This is a genomic window from Qipengyuania sp. (genome assembly GCF_964227205.1).
Classification (GTDB): Bacteria; Pseudomonadota; Alphaproteobacteria; order Sphingomonadales; family Sphingomonadaceae; genus Qipengyuania.
Genome location: NZ_CAXQVB010000002.1, coordinates 97,775 through 113,979, shown reverse-complemented (window position 1 = coordinate 113,979; position 16,205 = coordinate 97,775). Strand labels below are relative to the sequence as shown.

Sequence of the window (16,205 nt, the reverse complement as noted above, 5' to 3'; positions counted from 1 at the left end):
ATCTGATCCGGGGCCAGTGCCATTGCGCTAGAGCCTCGCCAAAAGAGGTTCCCACCCCGGCCCGTAGGCCGGGGTGACGCGTTTCACCGGTCGGCGAGAAGCCTCAATCGCCCGTCAGGATGCGCTCGACCAGTTCCTTCACCGTCGGGGTGAAGTTGTTCGAATAGAACGGGTCCTGCTTGAAACGGTAGGCCGCGTGGCCGGCGAAGGCGAGGTTTTCGTCCGGGTCGCCGCCGTGGGCGATGTCCTGCAGGGTCTTCTGAATGCAGAAGCTGCGCGGATCGGCGAGCCGCCCGGTGGTGTGGTTGTCGTGATCCTTCCAGCTCGAGAACTGGCAGTGCGACAGGCAGCCCATGCAGCCCTGCTGGTCGGCGCGGATCTGCTCGGCGCTCTCGGGCGTGGTGAAGACCACCGTGTCGTCGGGGGTCTTGAGCGCCTCGGTGAAGCCTTCGTGCATCCACGACTGCGCCTTGCGCTGGTCGCCGGGGTGAACGTAGAAATATTTCGCCTTGCCGTGATCGGCAAGCGGGATGGTGCCCTCTTCCTCGTCGCGCTTGAAGATCGGGATCTGGCGCTCGCTACGATGCATCAGGTCATAGAGGAACGGCGTCTTCACCGCGCTGGAATAGAAGCCGGTGGGGCTGAACTTGTGCAGCAGCACGTCGCCTGGCTCGACCGTCCGCAGCATGTCCTTCCACACCTGCGGGATCGGGCTTTCCTGTGTCAGCAGGGGGCGGGTGCCGAATTGGAACATGATCTTGCCGAGCTCGGGATTGTCGATCCAGTCGTTCCACTCGCGCAGGAACCACACGCCGCCGGCCATGACGATGGCGGTGTCTTCCGAGACGCCTTCCGCACGCATTGTATCGCGCAGCGCCTTGACGCGGGGATAGGGATCCTCGGGCTTCGTCGGATCCTCGGCATTGGAGAGGCCATTGTGGCCGCCGGCGAGCCAGGGGTCTTCATAGACCACCGCCGCCATCAGGTGCGGAACCTTCGAATAGCTGCGCTTCCACAAGGCCCGGAAGGCGCGCGCCGAACTGACGATCGGCAGGTAGTGGACATTGTGCCTGGCCGCGATCTCGGCGAGCTTGTAGGGCATGCCCGCGCCGCAGGTGACGCCGGTGACGAGGCCGGGGCAGTTTTCGAGGATACCCTCGAGCACCTGCTGCGCGCCGCCCATTTCCCACAGCACGTTGATGTTGATCGCGCCCTTGCCGCCGGCGATGTCGTGCGCGCGCTTGACCTGTTCGGTACCGCCTTCGATGCCGTAGCGCACCAACTGTTCGAAGCGTTCGACACGCGTCGCCTGCGGATAGACCTGCGGGATAGGGTTGCCGTCCTCGTCGTAGCTGTCGGCATTGACCGCGCTGACCGTGCCGATACCGCCAGCGGCGGCCCAGGCCCCCGAGCTCATATGATTGGTGGCCGACACGCCCTTGCCGCCCTCGACCAGCGGCCAGACTTCCTTGCCGCCATAGGTAATCGGCTCGAGACCCTTGAAACTCATATGCTCATGCTTTCTCTCTTGTCGCGGGGCGGGGCCCCCCATCGCGCAGGGCGGCACGGTCGCCGCGGCAGCGCTCTATCTCTCCGGGAGCCGGCCTCGTAGCGGCTGCCTTGAACTGTGCATAGTACCCCGCCAGCTGGGGGGCATCCTTGAATTCGACCAGCTCGTAGCCGACCGCCTCGAATTCGCAGCTCAGCAGCAGCGGGTCGATGCCGTGCTGGTCGGTCGGCCGGTCGATGTCGACGACCACCACCTGGCCGCCCTCGCGCAACGAGGGCCACATGCGCCAGAGGAATTCGTAGGGCTGCGCGATCTCGTGGTACATGTGGACCATGAAGATGCGGTCGAAACTGTTCGCGGGGAGCCGCGGATCGGCCGGTTCGCCCAAGCGGATCGAGACGTTCTCGAGCCGCTGGCGCTCGATCCGACGGGCCAGGCGGCTGAGAGCGTCACGATCGATATCCTGCGCCAGCACGCGGCCCTGCGCGCCCACGCGCTCGGCGAGGCGCACGGTGTAATAACCATTGCCCGCGCCGATATCGGCCACCGTCATGCCCGGTTCGAGCTGGGCAAGGTCCATCACCGTTTGCGCCTCGCCCCGGCTGTCGCGCTGATCCTCGGTCGAGAACTGGTTCGACCCGGCTTCCGACACCGGCCGGTCGGGCTCGGGAAAGCGGTCGCTCCGCTCTGCAGCGTCGCAGGCGCCCAATGCGAGAGCAATCAGGCCGATGGCAGCAAACCGAGTCATGCAGCGCCTATGCCGTGAGGTTAGGGGATCGGCAATGCCCGCATACCGCCGATGAACACATCGAAGGGGAGATCGCCCTGCCGCCACGGCGACTGGCGTCCCCCCGTACGCTGGTTTACCGCAACCGCAGTCTTGCGGAAGGTCTCGTCGAGCGACTGTCTGCGGCGGATCTCGCGCGCGAATTCGATCGCGAAGGGACTGCCCTTGCCCGCCGATTCGCCATCCTCGGCGACATTTCCCGGCTCGGTCGAGAAGAACACCACCGCCGACAGGCCGCGCAGGCTTCCGACCTGGGCCAGCCCCTTGTTCGAGAAGACGATGTCGTCGAGTGTGACCGTCTCCAGCGCGCGCATGTTCCCCTCGATCTCGACGATTTCCAGCGCGGTCGAACTGTCGGCATCGAGCAGCGGATTGTTACGGCAGGCATCGACCACGAAGACCACCCCCCGCGCCTTCTCTGTCAATCTCCGCAGCATGGCATCGAGCCCGATCAGCGATCGCCCGTCGGCCGCCAAGAGATAATTGCCACCGTCGATCTGGAAGCCGTGTCCGGCGAAGTAGACCAAGGCGATATCGTCGCCACTGAGCGATGCGGTGAAGTTCTCGAAGGCCGCCTCCCAGCGGGCGGCATCGGGCTCCTCGACTAGTTCGACCTCGTCGACCGTCGTGCGCCGCAAGGCCGCAGCGATCATCCGCGCATCGGTGACCGGATTGGCAAGTTGCAGCCGCTTGTCCTGCGAAGCGACATAGTCGCTCGCGAACAGCAGGGCCTTCACCTCCGCCTGCGCCGGAGCGGTCATCGCGAGCGCGGCGATGGCAATCAGGAAAAGGCGCAGGACAGCCAGCATCGTTTCTCTCCCGGCAGGGTCAAAGCCGCAGCGACAGCCCCAGATTGACCCCGTGATTGACCCGCGCATCGCTGAAGCTCGCGGCTCCCGAAAGCGGGAAGAACAGCACCGCGCGATAACGCAAGTCGAGCGCTAGGTTTTGCGACAGAATGAACTGCGCCCCGACCGCGAAATCGGGACCGATACTGAATTCGCCTTGCTCGGGACTTTTGTCGGAACCGCTGAATGCGCCGACGGGATCGTCGATCACGGTCAGCACATCGAAGTCTGGCCGATAGCTCGCCTGCAGCATGCCGTTGAAGAAGGCCACCCCGCCCTCGCTGAACGGCACGAAAGCGGTAGCTCCGGCACGGGCGCTGTAGGTCTGGATTACGCCCTCCTGTAAGACGCTTGCTTCAATCGCCGGAAGGGCCGGAAGGCCAGGTGGTATCGGATCACCCGCGACGATGGCCTCCGCCTGGGCGATCAGCGTCGGAATGGAGTTCCCCTGCACGATTCGCAGGGAGCCCTCGTAGCTGCTGTCGAGCCGCTCGTACCGTACGCCCGCGAGGAAGGCGACGCTCTCGCTCTCGCGTCGCTGCCATGTCAATTCGAGATCCAGCCGGTCGCTCTTGTTCACCGCTTGCGCGGTGAAATTGACGATATCGACCAACTGGACATCCCCCAGCGTCAGCGACCGCGAGAACGCCGCGGACTGCTCGATATCGCCTTCCCCGCTCCCGTACATCGCGGTCAGCGTGAACCGGTCTCGATCATTGCCGAAATTGATCATTGCGCCGACCATCGTGTAGCCGATCTGATCGGCGCGCAATCCTTCGGATTCCGGGCGGGTTGCAAATTCCGGCTCTTGATCGAAGGCGGCCCGCAGCACGGCCGCGTCCTCCGGCTGGAGCACCACGCCTTCCTCGAGATCCGAGTCGATCCCCGAGGTCCGCAGATTCGAATTGTCGAAATAATAGGACACGCGCGGACCGATCACGACATCGGCATGGGCGGGCGTGGCAACTGCCGCGGCCAGAACCGCGAGGCTGGCCAGGGCAGTGTGTGTCCTCATCCTATTCGGTATCCTCCACCTCGACGGTTTCGCCGGTCACGCGCTGGGCGAGCGCCGCCGAAATGAACGGATCGAGCGCGCCGTCGAGCACATCGTCGGGTGTAGGCGAGGTCACGCCGGTGCGCAAATCCTTGACCATCTGGTAGGGCTGGAGGACGTAGCTGCGGATCTGGTGGCCCCATCCGATGTCGCTCTTTTCCTGATACTCGCCCGAAGCGGCGGCCTCGCGCTCGGCCATCTCGCGTTCGAACAGGCGCGCCTTGAGCATGTTCATCGCGGTGGCGCGGTTCTTGTGCTGGCTGCGATCGTTCTGGCTGGCGACGACGATCCCGGTCGGCTGGTGGGTGATACGCACCGCCGAGTCGGTGGTGTTGACGTGCTGCCCGCCCGCGCCCGAAGCGCGGTAGGTGTCGATCTTGAGGTCTGACGGATTGATCTCGATGTCGATATCGTCGTCGATCACCGGATAGACCCAGACCGAGCTGAAGCTGGTGTGGCGCCGTGCCGAGCTGTCGTAAGGGCTGATGCGGACCAGGCGGTGCACGCCGCTTTCCGTCTTGGCATAGCCATAAGCGTTCTCGCCCTTGATGAGCAGCGTCGCGCTCTTGATCCCGGCCTGGTCGCCCGCGGCATATTCGACCGTCTCGACCTTGAACCCGCGCCGCTCGGCCCAGCGGGTATACATGCGCAGCAGCATGTCGGCCCAGTCCTGGCTCTCGGTGCCACCCGCGCCCGCATTGATCTGGAGATAGGTGTCGTAACTGTCGGCCTCGCCCGACAGCAGCGCCTGGACCTTGTCGCGATCGGCCCGCTCGGCGAGCCGTGCTAGCGTGTCGAGGCCCTCGCGCTCGACCTCGGCATCGCCCTCGGCCTCGCCCATTTCGACGAACTCGACTGCATCGGCCATCTCGCTCTCGATTTCGCGCACGGTGTTGATCGCGGTCTCGAGACGCTTGTGTTCCTGCGTGATCGCCTGCGCCTGCTTGGGATCGTCCCACAGCGTGGGGTCCTGCACCCTGGCCTCGAGTTCGTCGAGCCGGCGCAGGGCACGCTCCCAGTCGAGCGACTGCCGGACCAGCGCCAAGGCGGCTTCGATACGGTCGATTTGGGCCTGCCCTTCGGCACGCATGGAACTCTCCTGGAAAAAGGTACGCGGGCGCGCCGCCTAGCGCAGACGCGCGGCGCGGGAAAGATGCGACGGTGTGCTTACTTGCGCGCGAGCGAGCGCACCGCGGCGAGGCTGCGGGTGATATGCTCGTTGGGCTTGAGGTCCGAATGAACGAAAGCCACGGTCCCGTCGGTATCGATCACATAGGTGGTGCGATTGCTCCACCCGGCCTTCTCGTCCTTGAGGCCGAGCGAGACGTCGTATTGCGCGATCAGCTCGGGCGAGGCGGAGGCGACCGGGAACTGGCCGGCGCAATGCTTGGCCGAAAACTCGCGTAGCTGGTTGGTGTTGCCGCCGGTCATGCCGATGACCGTAGCGCCTGCGGCGCGGAAATCCTCGATCGCCGCAGCGAAGGCCTGCGCCTCGACATTGCAACCCGAGGTGAATGCCGCAGGGAAGAAGTAGAGCACCACCGGCCCCTTCTTGAGCGAGGTGGCCAGATCGACGCGGATAGGCTTGCCCGCAAGCGCCCCCACTGCGGTAAACTTCGGAGCCTTTTCGCCGGTGGCGAGTGCGGCCAGGACGGGCGTTGCGACAAGGCCGAGCGCAGCGGCCGCCAGCATGGTGCGGAACATTTTCATACCCCGCATCATGAACCCTGCGTGCACGTCTGCCAAGCGCCGATCAGTAGATTCCGCCCTGCTCCTCGACGAAATCATCGGGCTGGTCGCCGCGATCCCGCGCGCGGGCTTCCTGCGCCCCCTGGCGGCCACGCCGGATCAGCTCGAGGATTTCGTTGCGCTTGGCGGCAATGGCGTCCGATCGCGTTGCCCGCGGCGGCTCGGTGTCGGGCTTGAAGGCCTCCCAGATGATCGCCGCAGTCGGCTCGTCCGAAGGTGTTCCGTCGAAAACGCGCTTGCCGCTGCGGCGGTCGATCTTGACCATGCGAATGCCAGGCGGGGCGACGAAATCCTCGGCCTGCCAGCGTTCCGGCGTCGCTTCGATGAAACGCTTCATGATCGTGGCCGCCGTATTGCCGCCCTGCACCCAGCCACCCAGATTGCGCGGCTGGTCGAATCCGACATACATGCCCGCGACGATATCGGGCGAGCCACCGACGAACCAGGCGTTGGTGGGACCGTTGGTGGTGCCGGTCTTGCCGAACAGCGGCAGGTCGAGGCTGCGCAGCCGCACCGCGGTCCCGCGGGTCACCACCCCCTGGAGCATGTGGACGATCTGAAAAGCCGTACGCGGGTCGAGCACCTGCTTGCCCGATATGTCGAAGCGGGGCATCGGCTGGCCATCCCATTCGGGCATGTTGCAGCTCGAACAATCGCGCTTGTCGGTTCGGAAGATCACCTTGCCGTCGCGATCCTGGACGTAATCGATCACCGATCCGGCGTTCTGGCGGCCCCAGTTGGCGAGCGCCGCATAGGCGTTGACCATTCGTGCCACGGTGGTCTCGCCGGCGCCGAGAGCGAAGGAATAGTAGGGATCGTATTTGCCGATGCCCACGCGCTCGAAGGTCTTGATAACATTATCCATACCGGTGTCGTCGGCGATATGGACGGTCATCAGGTTGCGGCTCTGCTCAAGCCCCCAGCGCATAGTGTGTACGCCGCCCCCGCCACCGCCGAAGTTGCGGAAGCATTTCTCGCCCAGATTGGCGCCCTGCCAGACACAGAAGGTCTGGTCGGGGACCTGCGTCGCCGGGGTCATCCCCTGGTCGAGCGCCGAGGCGTAGACGAACGGCTTGATCGTAGAACCCGGCTGGCGCAGGGCCTGCGTGGCGCGGTTGAAACTGCCGAGGCGGCTGTCGAACCCGCCCTGCATTGCAAGGATGCGCCCGGTTTGCGGCGCTTCGGCGAGAAACGCACCCGAGACTTCGGGCACCCCGCGGATGGCATAGCCATTGCCTGATCGGGCCGCCGCGACGACATCGCCCGGCTTGAGCGTCGCGGGACCGCCCGAAAGCGGATATTCCTCGCCATCGCTGAAACCGATGCGCCCCGGGCCGGTGATCACGCCGACACGCCAGTCCTTGTAGTTGATCGAAATGTTCGACGAAGCGAGCTGCGACGTCAGGCTGCCATTGTCGGGGTTGAGCGTGGCGATCGGCTTGGTGAAGCCGCGGTTGCCATGATAGCTGATCAACTGCGCCCGGAGCGCATCGCGGGCCGCATCCTGTAGTTCGGTATCGAGCGAGGTGCGCACCCATAGGCCGCCCGAATAGACGCTGTTCCGCCCGTCTTCGGCGGTCTCGCCGAACTTGTCGATCAGCTGGCGACGCACTTCCTCGAGGAAATAGCCGGCATCGGCCGAGCGTTCGCGACGCTGCTGGACGAGGCCCAGATCCATGCGCTTGGCGGCCGCGCCATCCTCGGCCGAAATGAAGTCGTTGGCGACCATCTGGTCGAGCACGAAATTGCGCCGCGCGATCGCCATGTCGTGATAGCGCGTGCGGCCATAGCGTTCGGGAGCCTTGGGGAGGATCGCGAGGAAGGCCATCTCGTGCAGCTCGAGATCGCCGACATCCTTGTCGAAATAGGCCCGCGCGGCCGCTTGGACGCCGAAACTGCGGCGTCCCAGCGGAATCTCGTTGAGATAGAGCTCGAGGATTTCCTGCTTGGTCAGCACGCTCTCGATCCGCGTCGCGAGGATCATCTCCTTGAGCTTGCGGGTGACCGAATATTCGTCGCCCAGCAGCAGGTTCTTCGCGACCTGCTGGGTGATCGTCGATCCGCCCACCGCCCGTTCGCCCGAACCGAATTTGGTCGCGTAGTCGATGACCGCGCCCAGCGTGCCGGTAATGTCGACGCCGCCGTGGCTGAAGAAGGTCTTGTCTTCGGCCGAGAGGTAGGCCTCGATCAGTTTCTCCGGGAAGTCGTCATATTGCAGCTGCACCCGGCGTTCGCGGGCATAGGTGTTGACGATCTCGCCATCGATTCCGCGCACGACGGTGGGCAGAGGGGTTTCGTATTCGAGCAATGATTCGGCATCGGGCAGGTTGCGCCCCAGCGTCGCCCAGGCGAGGACCAGCATGATCACCGCTATGCCGCCGAGGTAACATATCACGCGCAGCCTGCGGCTATGCGCCCAATTGTCGTTGAACCAGGCGATCAGCCGCCGGGGATCGCGGCTGATACGGTAGCGATAATAGTCGAGGGCGGGCTGGTCGGACATGATGTGGCTGGGGCCTCTAGCACGCTCGTTCTGCACTTCGCCAGAACGAAGAATGCGAAGGAGAGATTTGTCCTTCTCAGCCCTCCTGCCGGCGCGCGAAATAGATCCTGATCGCGCGCGCCATGACCTTGGCGAAGCGGGCTCGTCCCTCGGGGGAGGCGAGCCGCTGCGCCTCGGCCTCGTTGGTGATGTAGCCGCTTTCGAACAGCACCGAGGGGACATCGGGTGCGCGCAGCACCTTGAGCGCGGCCGAGCGCTCCGCCTGCGGGTGGAAGCGGATGGTGCCTTCGCCCTCGCGCCGGATGAGCCGTGCGAACTCGGCGGATTGCTCCTGCGTGTGCCGCTGCGACAGCTCCACCAGAATGGTGCTCACGACGTCGCTCTGCCCGCCGATATCGATCCCGTTGAGCCGGTCCGAAGCATTTTCGCGCTCGGCGAACCGCGCCGCCGCCTCGCTCGACGCCTTGTTCGACAGGGTATAGGTACTCGCCCCCGTCACCTGTGCGGCGTCGCCCGCGCTGTCGGCATGGATCGAGAGGAAGAGATCGGCGTTGAGGCGCCGGGCGATGTCGACGCGTTCGGCATGGACGAGATAGCGATCGTCGTCGCGCGTCAGCGCCACGCGGACCTTGCCGTCACGCTCGAGCTCGTCGCGCAGCGCGCGCGCCAGTCCGAGAACGATCGCCTTCTCGCGGTAGCCCTGCCCCGAAGCCCCCGGGTCGTGCCCGCCATGACCGGCGTCGATCACCACCAGCGGCAGCCCCGCCCGCCCCGCGACCTGTGGCAGGGAGGCGGGAGCATCGGCCTCGGGCAAGGTTACACGCACGACATAGGCGCGCCCGAGGGTGGGCACCGGAATGCGCTGCGCCGTCACCACCAGTATCGCGACAAGCGCGAGCGGCAGCAGGACCAGCAGCATGAGGTGCGCCCGGATCGACATTGCCCTGCGTGGTTAGGGCCTTGTTACCGAATGACGCAATATGGTTGCCGTACGAAACCCACGGTGCTAGCGACATGGTACCGGTTTGCCCGCTGCCTCCGATCGGCGCGATATCGACGCGACGAAGAGGGTCATCGGAAAAAACCGTTCATTTTCAGGACGCAGCGGCGCAGCCGCTTCGACCCAAGACAATACAGGTTGATGCCGGACATGGCCCGTTTTTCCCCGACAAGCGCAGCGCTGGCTTCCGCCATTGCCGCATCGTCGGGCCGGACAGCGCACTCGCAGCGCAGGACCAGTCCCGCAGTCACGAATACCCGGCCCGTCGCATGTGCAGGCGTTGGCCGGTTCGCAAACACCGCGAAGCCCAGGACGGGCCGCGGATTTTCCAACATGATACGCCGCGGCCCGGCAGGCTCATCCCTGCACGCACGCGGCTGGAGATTTATCAATGGCAACGCGCATGCTTATCGATGCGCGCCACCAGGAAGAAACCCGGGTGGCGGTGCTCAAGGGCAACCGGATTGAGGAATTCGATTTCGAATCTGCCGATCACAAGCAGATCAAGGGCAATATCTATCTAGCCAAGGTTACGCGGGTCGAACCGTCGCTGCAGGCGGCTTTCGTCGATTTCGGCGGCAACCGCCACGGCTTCCTCGCCTTCAGCGAAATCCACCCCGACTACTACCAGATTCCCAAGGAAGACCGCGAAGCGCTGCTTGCCGCCGAGGCCGAGGCGGCCGAGGAAGAAGCCCGTCTGCGCGACGAGGAAGAAGACCGCGGCGAGATGCCCGGCGACGAATACGATGCCGAGGACGAAAGCGCCGAAGCGCTCGCCGAGGACCTCGCCGAAGATGGCCTCGAGGAAGTCGACACCTCCGACAAGGACGATGTCGCGACGATCGAGGAAGGCCATGTCGAAGGCGACGAGGACGAAGATGACGAGGAGGAATCCGACGACGAGAGCGATTCCGGAGAGAAGCCCAAGGGCCGCGGACGGGATCGTCGTGGTCGCGGGCGCCGTCAGGGCAAGGGTGGCCGCACCCGTGCCAAGGAAGTCGACGAAGCGCGCGCCAAGCGCATGGCGCTGCGTCGCCGCTACAAGATCCAGGACGTCATCCAGCGCCGCCAGGTGCTGCTGGTACAGGTCGTCAAGGAAGAGCGCGGCAACAAGGGCGCCGCGCTGACCACCTATCTCAGCCTAGCCGGACGCTACACCGTGCTGATGCCCAACAGCAGCCACGGCGGCGGCATCTCGCGCAAGATCTCGAGCGCCTCGGACCGCAAGCGCTTGAAACAGGTGGTCTCCGACCTCAGCCTGCCAAAATCGATGGGCCTGATCGTCCGCACCGCAGGCCTCAGCCGCACCAAGACCGAGATCAAGCGCGATTTCGACTATCTTGCCCGACTGTGGGACGAGATCCGCGAACGCACGCTGTCCTCTTCCGCGCCCGCTCTGATCCATTCGGACAGCGACCTGATCAAGCGCGCCATCCGCGACATCTACAATCGCGAGATCGAGGAAGTCGTCGTCGAGGGCGAGCCCGGCTACAAGTCGGCCAAGGAATTCATGAAGCTGCTGATGCCCAGCCATGCGCGCCGGGTGAAGCAGTATTCGGACCCCGTCCCGCTGTTCCAGCGCTATGGCGCGGAGGACCAGCTCAAGGCGATGTACGATCCGGTCGTCCAGCTGAAGAGCGGCGGCTACCTCGTCATCAACCCGACCGAAGCGCTGGTTTCGATCGACATCAACTCGGGCCGCTCCACCAAGGAGCACAATATCGAGCAGACCGCGCTGCACACCAATCTGGAAGCAGCACGCGAAATCGCCCGCCAATTGCGCCTGCGCGACATGGCCGGGCTCGTCGTCATCGACTTCATCGACCAGGAGCACCACTCCAACACCCGCAAGGTCGAGAAGGCGATGAAGGAAGCGCTCAAGAACGACCGTGCGCGCATCCAGGTCGGCCGCATCTCGAGCTTCGGCCTGATGGAAATGAGCCGCCAGCGGTTGCGCACGGGCGTGCTTGAGGCGACCACGCGCGACTGCCCGCACTGCGACGGCACCGGCCTCGTGCGCACGGCTTCGAGCGCGGGCCTCTCGGCGCTGCGCCTGATCGAAGACGAAGCCGCCAAGGGCAAGGGCTCGACCATTCGCCTTGCCGCGAGCACCGAAGCCGCGGTCTACCTGCTCAACGAAAAGCGCGCCGATCTGATGGAGATCGAACAGCGCTATCACGTCACCGTCGAAGTCGTCCCCGAGGGCGAGGACGAAGGCGCCAAGATGTCGGTTTCGAGCCACGGCCCGCGTCCCAAGGATGCGCCGCGCTTCGATCCCATCGTCGACGACGAGGACGATGAAGAAATCATCGAGGAAGCCGACGAGGACGATGGCGAAGACGACGATCGTCCGCGCAAGAAGCGCCGCCGCCGGCGCGGTGGACGCGGACGCAACAAGTCTCGCCAGCGCGAGGACGGCGATCAGGACGATGCCGACGAAGATGGCGAAGACGCCGACGATGGCGCCGAAAGCGACGAAGCGAGCGACGCCGAGGACGGCGACGATCGTCCCAAGAAGCGCCGTCGCCGCGGTGGACGCCGCAGGGGCGGTCGCGGTCGCGGGCGCAAGTCGGACGAGGTGACCGCGGAAGACGCCGAGAATCTCGAGGCGATCTCCGAGGCCGTCGAGGAAGACATGGCAGTGGTGGCCGGGCCCGAAGGGGAGCCCGAGACCGCCGAAGCTGCCGCCGATGCGGAAGCCGAAGAGAAGCCCAAGCCCAAGAAGCGCGCGCCGCGCAAGAAGAAGGCAGACACCGAGGCTCCGGCAAAGGCCGAGAACGTCGAGGACGAAGCCAAGCCCGCGCCCAAGAAGCGCGCGCCGCGCAAGAAGAAAGCAGTCGCCGAGGCTGCCAGCGAGACTCCGGAAGCGACCGAGGCGGATGCGGACGCCAAGCCTGCGCCCAAGAAGCGCGCGCCGCGCAAGAAGAAGGCCGAAGCCGAGCGACCCGCCGAGACGACAGTCGACGCTCCTTCGGAAGCGGCACCGGAGCCTGCGCCGAAGGACAAGGCCGAACCCGAAGAACCGTCCAAGCCCAAGCGCGGCTGGTGGCAGCGCACCTTCGGCGACGAATAAGCATAACAGAGGGTCGGCGCGGCAATTGCCCGCCGGCCCTCATGCCTTGCGCGCCACGCCCCATTCCATCCAGCCCAGAACCTTGGGCGTCTTTTCGAGATAGGCATGCCCGAGCGGCTCGACTGCAAAGCCGGCACCGCGCAGCGACGCACCGATGGGGCGAGTCAGATGGCACCCGCCTGCGAGCGGCTTCCAGACGGGTTCGACCCGCTCCTGCCACCGCGCCACACCGGCATCGGGCGCCCGTCCGTGCTCGAGAAACAGCAGCTTGCCGCCCGGCGCGAGGATGCGCCACATCTCCGAGAGCACCGCCCCCGGGTCATCGACCGAACAGAGCGTATAGGTGCAGACTACCGTGTCGAAGGAGCCGCTGGCGAAGGGGATGTCCTCGCCCACGCCTTGGCGGATATCGGCCTGCCAACCTTTTTCTTCCGCCCGCGCCCTCGCCCCGTCGAGCAACTTTTCGTGTGGATCGATGCCCGAAAAGGAAATGATCTGCGCGGGGTCGTAGAGCGCCTGGTTGAGCCCGCCCCCGCAGCCCAGTTCGAAGACGCGCCCTGTTGCCAGTGGAACAACCTGCTTGCGGCGCTTCTCGATCCCTTCCTGCCCGCAAGCCACGGTGATCAAGCGCGGCATTATGTGTCGATCGTACCAGGCCCTCATTCCCACCCCGCAAGCTCCTCCGATCGCGCGACAATTCCGAGGCTATCGCGGAATCGTCCCGGCGCAAGCGGAAACCGCCACGTGACAAAGTTCTGGTGGAGGCGCAATGGCGGGCCTAAGGGGCGCGCAAACAGCTCAACGGGCCGACATGACCAAATCCATCGCACCGCTCCGCATCCCCGAAGCAGCCAAGCAGCGCATCCGCATGCTGTTCATGGCCAAGCACGCCCTGTTCGGCGGCGGCATGCATCCCGAAGACGGCAATCACGCGATCTACCATCACGAAGTCCGCACGACGCTGGAAGGCCTCGGCCTCAACCTCCAGCTCGCCAACCAGTACGACGTGCTCTACTCCAAGCCCGACGTCGACTTCGTCTTCCCCCTCCTCAACCGCGGCGGTTTCGTGAACAGCGAGATGCTGATCCCGATCCTGTGCAACAAGCATGGCATTCCCTATCTCGGCGCCATGCCATTCCTGCGCGGACTGGGTGACGACAAGTCGGTTTCGAAACTGGTCTGCGACCATGCCGGCGTGCCCACCGCACCGTGGTTCTGCTTTCGCCGCGGGGCCCCGGTGCTCGAAACGAACCTGCCCGCCAGGGATGCCGGTCGCTGGGTGGTCAAACCCAACGCCTCCTCGGCCAGCTGGGGCATTACCGATGCCCACGAGTGGAACGAAGTCGCCAATGCGGTCTGGCGTATTCATTCCGAAGGCCACGATGCGATCGTCGAACCCTATCTCGACGGCTACGACATCCAGTGCGCTTTCATCACCATCGACGACGAACCCGTCGCTCTGCCGATGCTATGGTACGAGCGCGAGGACACGCAGCGCCTGTGGACCTATTACGAAAAGCGCGATCTCGTCGAAAACAAGGAAAAGGCGGCGCTCAAGCGGTTCGACGATCCCGAACTCGCGCCCAGGATCGAAGCGATGGCGAAGAAGGTCGCGCAGGAATTCGTGCCGTTCGACTACGGCCGCATCGAATTCCGGCTCGATCTCGAGACCGGCGACATCAATTTCATCGAGATCAATCTCAACTGCAATCTTTGGTCGGAAAAGGTCATGGCCAAGGCAGCCGCGCAGGCAGGCTTCAGCCATGCCGACCTGATCGAAACGCTGCTTGCCGAAAGCTGGCGGCGCAACGGACTGGTCGCGCAATAACCACCGCGTAGCCCAGCACTGCGCAACGCACGCAGTAAACGACAACAAAACACGCAGGTCGCCATGTTGATGAACCGAATAGCCACGCCGCTGACAATCGATCCCGAGACCAGGGAGCGGCTGCGCATCCTGTTTATCGCCAAGAATGCGCTATGGGATGGCACCGGCTCGCCCGAAGACGGCAACCATGCCTCCTACCATCGCGAGATGCGCCAGGTGCTCGATAGCCTCGGGCTCAACCTCATGATCGAGGATCGCTTCGAGGTGCTGTTCGAGAAGCCCGAGGTCGATTTCGTCTTCCCGCTGCTCAACCGTGCCGGCTTCTTCAACTCGGAAATGCTCTGCCCGCTGCTGTGCGAACGCGCGGGCATTCCCTATCTCGGTGCCAGTCCGATCATTCGCGGGCTGGCCGACGACAAGCATCTGGCGAAACGGGCTGCACGCGACGCGGGCGTGCCCACCGCGCCTTGGGCGATCTATCGCCGCGGCGCACCGGTCGACCCCGCGCTGTGCCCGGAAGGCGCGCGCTTCGTGGTCAAGCCGAACAATTCCTCGGCCAGTTGGGGGGTCAACGACGCGACCGACTGGGACAGCGTGCTCGCCGCGATCGAAAGCGTCCACGCCCTCGGTCACGATGCGCTGGTCGAACCCTTCATCGAAGGCAGCGATGTCGAGGTGCCGGTCATAACCATCGGCGGCGACCCGCAGATTCTGCCGATGCTGATCTTCCGCCAGGCCGATCCCTCGCACCTGCGGACCTATTACGAGAAGCGCGACCTCGTCGACCGCACCCAGAAATATTCGCTCGATCCCTTCGAGAATTCCGAAATGGGCGTGCGCATCGCCGAATTGACGCGCGGGCTTTGGGGCGAATACCGCCCCTTCGACTACGGCCGCTTCGAATTCCGCGTCAACGAAGAGACAGGCGAAGTGACCTTCCTCGAGCTCAACCTCAACTGCAATCTCTGGTCGCAGAAGGTCTTCGGTCGCGCCGCCGCGATGGCGGGGTGGACGCAGGAAGAGCTGATCGAGACGATCCTCGCCGAATCGCTCCGGCGTCATGGCCTGATGGGCTAGGCAGGCACTTCCTCGCCCTTCCAGTCGAAGACCTTGCCGCTCTCGCTCGGGGTCAGCCGATCGATCACTGTCAGCAGCTTGTCTGCCGCATCCTGCGGAGCGGTCAGCTGGCCTTCGGGAAGGTTGGCCTGGAAGGGCTGCGATAGCGCCGTATCGACCGTGCCCGGGTGCAAGCCGACGACCACCGCCTGAGGATGCGTGCGCGCCAGTTCGATGGTAAAATTTCGCAGCAACATGTTGAGCGCCGCCTTGCTCGCGCGATAGCTGTGCCACCCGCCAAGGCGGTTGTCGGTGATCGACCCGACCCGCGCAGAGAGCACGGCAAAAACGCTGCGCCTGTCGCGCGGCAGCAGCGGAAGCATGTGCTTGGCGATCAGCGCGGGTCCGAAGGTATTGAGCCGGAAGACCTCTTCCATTGTGGCGACATCGAGGTGGCGAAAGCTGCGCTCGGGCCCCGTGCCATCGGGCAGCGTAAGCACGCCGCTTGCCACAACCGCCAGATCGGGCGGGTTTTCAGCCATCACCTGCGCGACAGCCGCGATCGTGCTCTCGTCGGTAAGATCGAAGCGGAAGTGTCGGCATCGCTGGTCGGACGCCTCGCCCGAGCGGCTCCCCGCCCATACCTCGACGCCGCGGTCGGCCAGCGAACTCGCCAGCGCGCCGCCGATACCTCCGCTGGCCCCAAAAACCGCGGCACGCCGAAAGGGCTTTCCTACATCCATCGTACCGTCCTAGACCCCCGGCAGCTTGGCCCGGTTCCCCCGATGTGCCCGGTT

The 16,205-nt window shown here is 64.9% G+C and carries 14 protein-coding genes; 3 read left to right on the top strand and 11 right to left on the bottom strand.

What is annotated here, in order from left to right; all coding sequences use genetic code 11:
- Positions 1-103: 103 nt before the first annotated feature.
- The 9 genes from ACEQZ0_RS02445 to ACEQZ0_RS02405 all read right to left on the bottom strand — a co-directional run bounded on the left by ACEQZ0_RS02445 (position 104) and on the right by ACEQZ0_RS02405 (position 9,786).
- Positions 104-1,510, bottom strand: coding sequence for an NAD(P)H-dependent flavin oxidoreductase (locus ACEQZ0_RS02445; protein WP_370188061.1), 1,407 nt, complete (start codon positions 1,508-1,510; stop codon positions 104-106).
- 4 nt (positions 1,511-1,514) lie between these two features.
- Positions 1,515-2,258 (bottom strand): class I SAM-dependent methyltransferase, encoded by a 744-nt coding sequence (locus ACEQZ0_RS02440; protein ID WP_370188059.1) that lies wholly within the window; start codon positions 2,256-2,258, stop codon positions 1,515-1,517.
- Positions 2,259-2,278: 20 nt separating this feature from the next.
- Entirely contained in the window at positions 2,279-3,106 is an 828-nt protein-coding gene (locus ACEQZ0_RS02435; protein ID WP_370188057.1) for a caspase domain-containing protein, read from the bottom strand.
- A 19-nt stretch (positions 3,107-3,125) separates the two neighbouring features.
- Positions 3,126-4,160 (bottom strand): hypothetical protein, encoded by a 1,035-nt coding sequence (locus ACEQZ0_RS02430; RefSeq protein ID WP_370188055.1) that lies wholly within the window; start codon positions 4,158-4,160, stop codon positions 3,126-3,128.
- 1 nt (position 4,161) lies between these two features.
- Positions 4,162-5,289 (bottom strand): peptide chain release factor 2, encoded by a 1,128-nt coding sequence (prfB, locus tag ACEQZ0_RS02425; protein ID WP_370188053.1) that lies wholly within the window; start codon positions 5,287-5,289, stop codon positions 4,162-4,164.
- A gap of 77 nt (positions 5,290-5,366) precedes the next feature.
- The gene (locus ACEQZ0_RS02420) at positions 5,367-5,909 is read right to left on the bottom strand and encodes a peroxiredoxin (protein WP_370188051.1); all 543 of its coding nucleotides are present in this window, start codon (positions 5,907-5,909) and stop codon (positions 5,367-5,369) included.
- 43 nt (positions 5,910-5,952) lie between these two features.
- The gene (locus ACEQZ0_RS02415; protein WP_370188049.1) at positions 5,953-8,451 is read right to left on the bottom strand and encodes a penicillin-binding protein 1A; all 2,499 of its coding nucleotides are present in this window, start codon (positions 8,449-8,451) and stop codon (positions 5,953-5,955) included.
- A gap of 76 nt (positions 8,452-8,527) precedes the next feature.
- Positions 8,528-9,391, bottom strand: a complete 864-nt coding sequence (locus ACEQZ0_RS02410; RefSeq protein WP_370188047.1) for an N-acetylmuramoyl-L-alanine amidase — start codon at positions 9,389-9,391, stop codon at positions 8,528-8,530.
- A gap of 131 nt (positions 9,392-9,522) precedes the next feature.
- A complete protein-coding gene (locus tag ACEQZ0_RS02405; RefSeq protein ID WP_370188045.1) occupies positions 9,523-9,786 on the bottom strand; it encodes a hypothetical protein in 264 nt (87 codons plus the stop codon).
- A 56-nt stretch (positions 9,787-9,842) separates the two neighbouring features.
- Here ACEQZ0_RS02405 and ACEQZ0_RS02400 point away from each other — a divergent pair, with 56 nt between their 5' ends.
- Entirely contained in the window at positions 9,843-12,524 is a 2,682-nt protein-coding gene (locus ACEQZ0_RS02400) for a ribonuclease E/G (protein ID WP_370188043.1), read from the top strand.
- Positions 12,525-12,563: 39 nt separating this feature from the next.
- On the opposite strand, the gene ACEQZ0_RS02395 is transcribed toward ACEQZ0_RS02400, so the two are convergent.
- Positions 12,564-13,160 carry a class I SAM-dependent methyltransferase gene (locus ACEQZ0_RS02395; RefSeq protein WP_370188041.1) on the bottom strand — a complete coding sequence of 199 codons (597 nt, stop codon included), beginning with the start codon at positions 13,158-13,160 and terminating at the stop codon, positions 12,564-12,566.
- 175 nt (positions 13,161-13,335) lie between these two features.
- On the opposite strand from ACEQZ0_RS02395, the gene ACEQZ0_RS02390 reads away from it, so the two are divergent.
- Positions 13,336-14,352 (top strand): phosphoribosylglycinamide synthetase, encoded by a 1,017-nt coding sequence (locus ACEQZ0_RS02390; protein ID WP_370188039.1) that lies wholly within the window; start codon positions 13,336-13,338, stop codon positions 14,350-14,352.
- Between the two features lie 69 nt (positions 14,353-14,421).
- Positions 14,422-15,429, top strand: a complete 1,008-nt coding sequence (locus ACEQZ0_RS02385) for a phosphoribosylglycinamide synthetase (protein ID WP_370188037.1) — start codon at positions 14,422-14,424, stop codon at positions 15,427-15,429.
- Here the strand turns inward: ACEQZ0_RS02385 and ACEQZ0_RS02380 are convergent.
- Entirely contained in the window at positions 15,426-16,151 is a 726-nt protein-coding gene (locus tag ACEQZ0_RS02380) for an SDR family NAD(P)-dependent oxidoreductase (RefSeq protein ID WP_370188035.1), read from the bottom strand. The genes ACEQZ0_RS02385 and ACEQZ0_RS02380 overlap by 4 nt on opposite strands.
- Positions 16,152-16,205 lie beyond the last annotated feature (54 nt).

Coding starts and splice junctions, on each gene's coding strand:
- ACEQZ0_RS02445 (WP_370188061.1), bottom strand. CDS start 1,510: ATGAGTTTCAAGGGTCTCGAGCCGATTACCTATGGCGGCAAGGAAGTC.
- ACEQZ0_RS02440 (WP_370188059.1), bottom strand. CDS start 2,258: ATGACTCGGTTTGCTGCCATCGGCCTGATTGCTCTCGCATTGGGCGCC.
- ACEQZ0_RS02435 (WP_370188057.1), bottom strand. CDS start 3,106: ATGCTGGCTGTCCTGCGCCTTTTCCTGATTGCCATCGCCGCGCTCGCG.
- ACEQZ0_RS02430 (WP_370188055.1), bottom strand. CDS start 4,160: ATGAGGACACACACTGCCCTGGCCAGCCTCGCGGTTCTGGCCGCGGCA.
- prfB (WP_370188053.1), bottom strand. CDS start 5,289: ATGCGTGCCGAAGGGCAGGCCCAAATCGACCGTATCGAAGCCGCCTTG.
- ACEQZ0_RS02420 (WP_370188051.1), bottom strand. CDS start 5,909: ATGAAAATGTTCCGCACCATGCTGGCGGCCGCTGCGCTCGGCCTTGTC.
- ACEQZ0_RS02415 (WP_370188049.1), bottom strand. CDS start 8,451: ATGTCCGACCAGCCCGCCCTCGACTATTATCGCTACCGTATCAGCCGC.
- ACEQZ0_RS02410 (WP_370188047.1), bottom strand. CDS start 9,391: ATGTCGATCCGGGCGCACCTCATGCTGCTGGTCCTGCTGCCGCTCGCG.
- ACEQZ0_RS02405 (WP_370188045.1), bottom strand. CDS start 9,786: ATGTTGGAAAATCCGCGGCCCGTCCTGGGCTTCGCGGTGTTTGCGAAC.
- ACEQZ0_RS02400 (WP_370188043.1), top strand. CDS start 9,843: ATGGCAACGCGCATGCTTATCGATGCGCGCCACCAGGAAGAAACCCGG.
- ACEQZ0_RS02395 (WP_370188041.1), bottom strand. CDS start 13,160: ATGCCGCGCTTGATCACCGTGGCTTGCGGGCAGGAAGGGATCGAGAAG.
- ACEQZ0_RS02390 (WP_370188039.1), top strand. CDS start 13,336: ATGACCAAATCCATCGCACCGCTCCGCATCCCCGAAGCAGCCAAGCAG.
- ACEQZ0_RS02385 (WP_370188037.1), top strand. CDS start 14,422: ATGAACCGAATAGCCACGCCGCTGACAATCGATCCCGAGACCAGGGAG.
- ACEQZ0_RS02380 (WP_370188035.1), bottom strand. CDS start 16,151: ATGGATGTAGGAAAGCCCTTTCGGCGTGCCGCGGTTTTTGGGGCCAGC.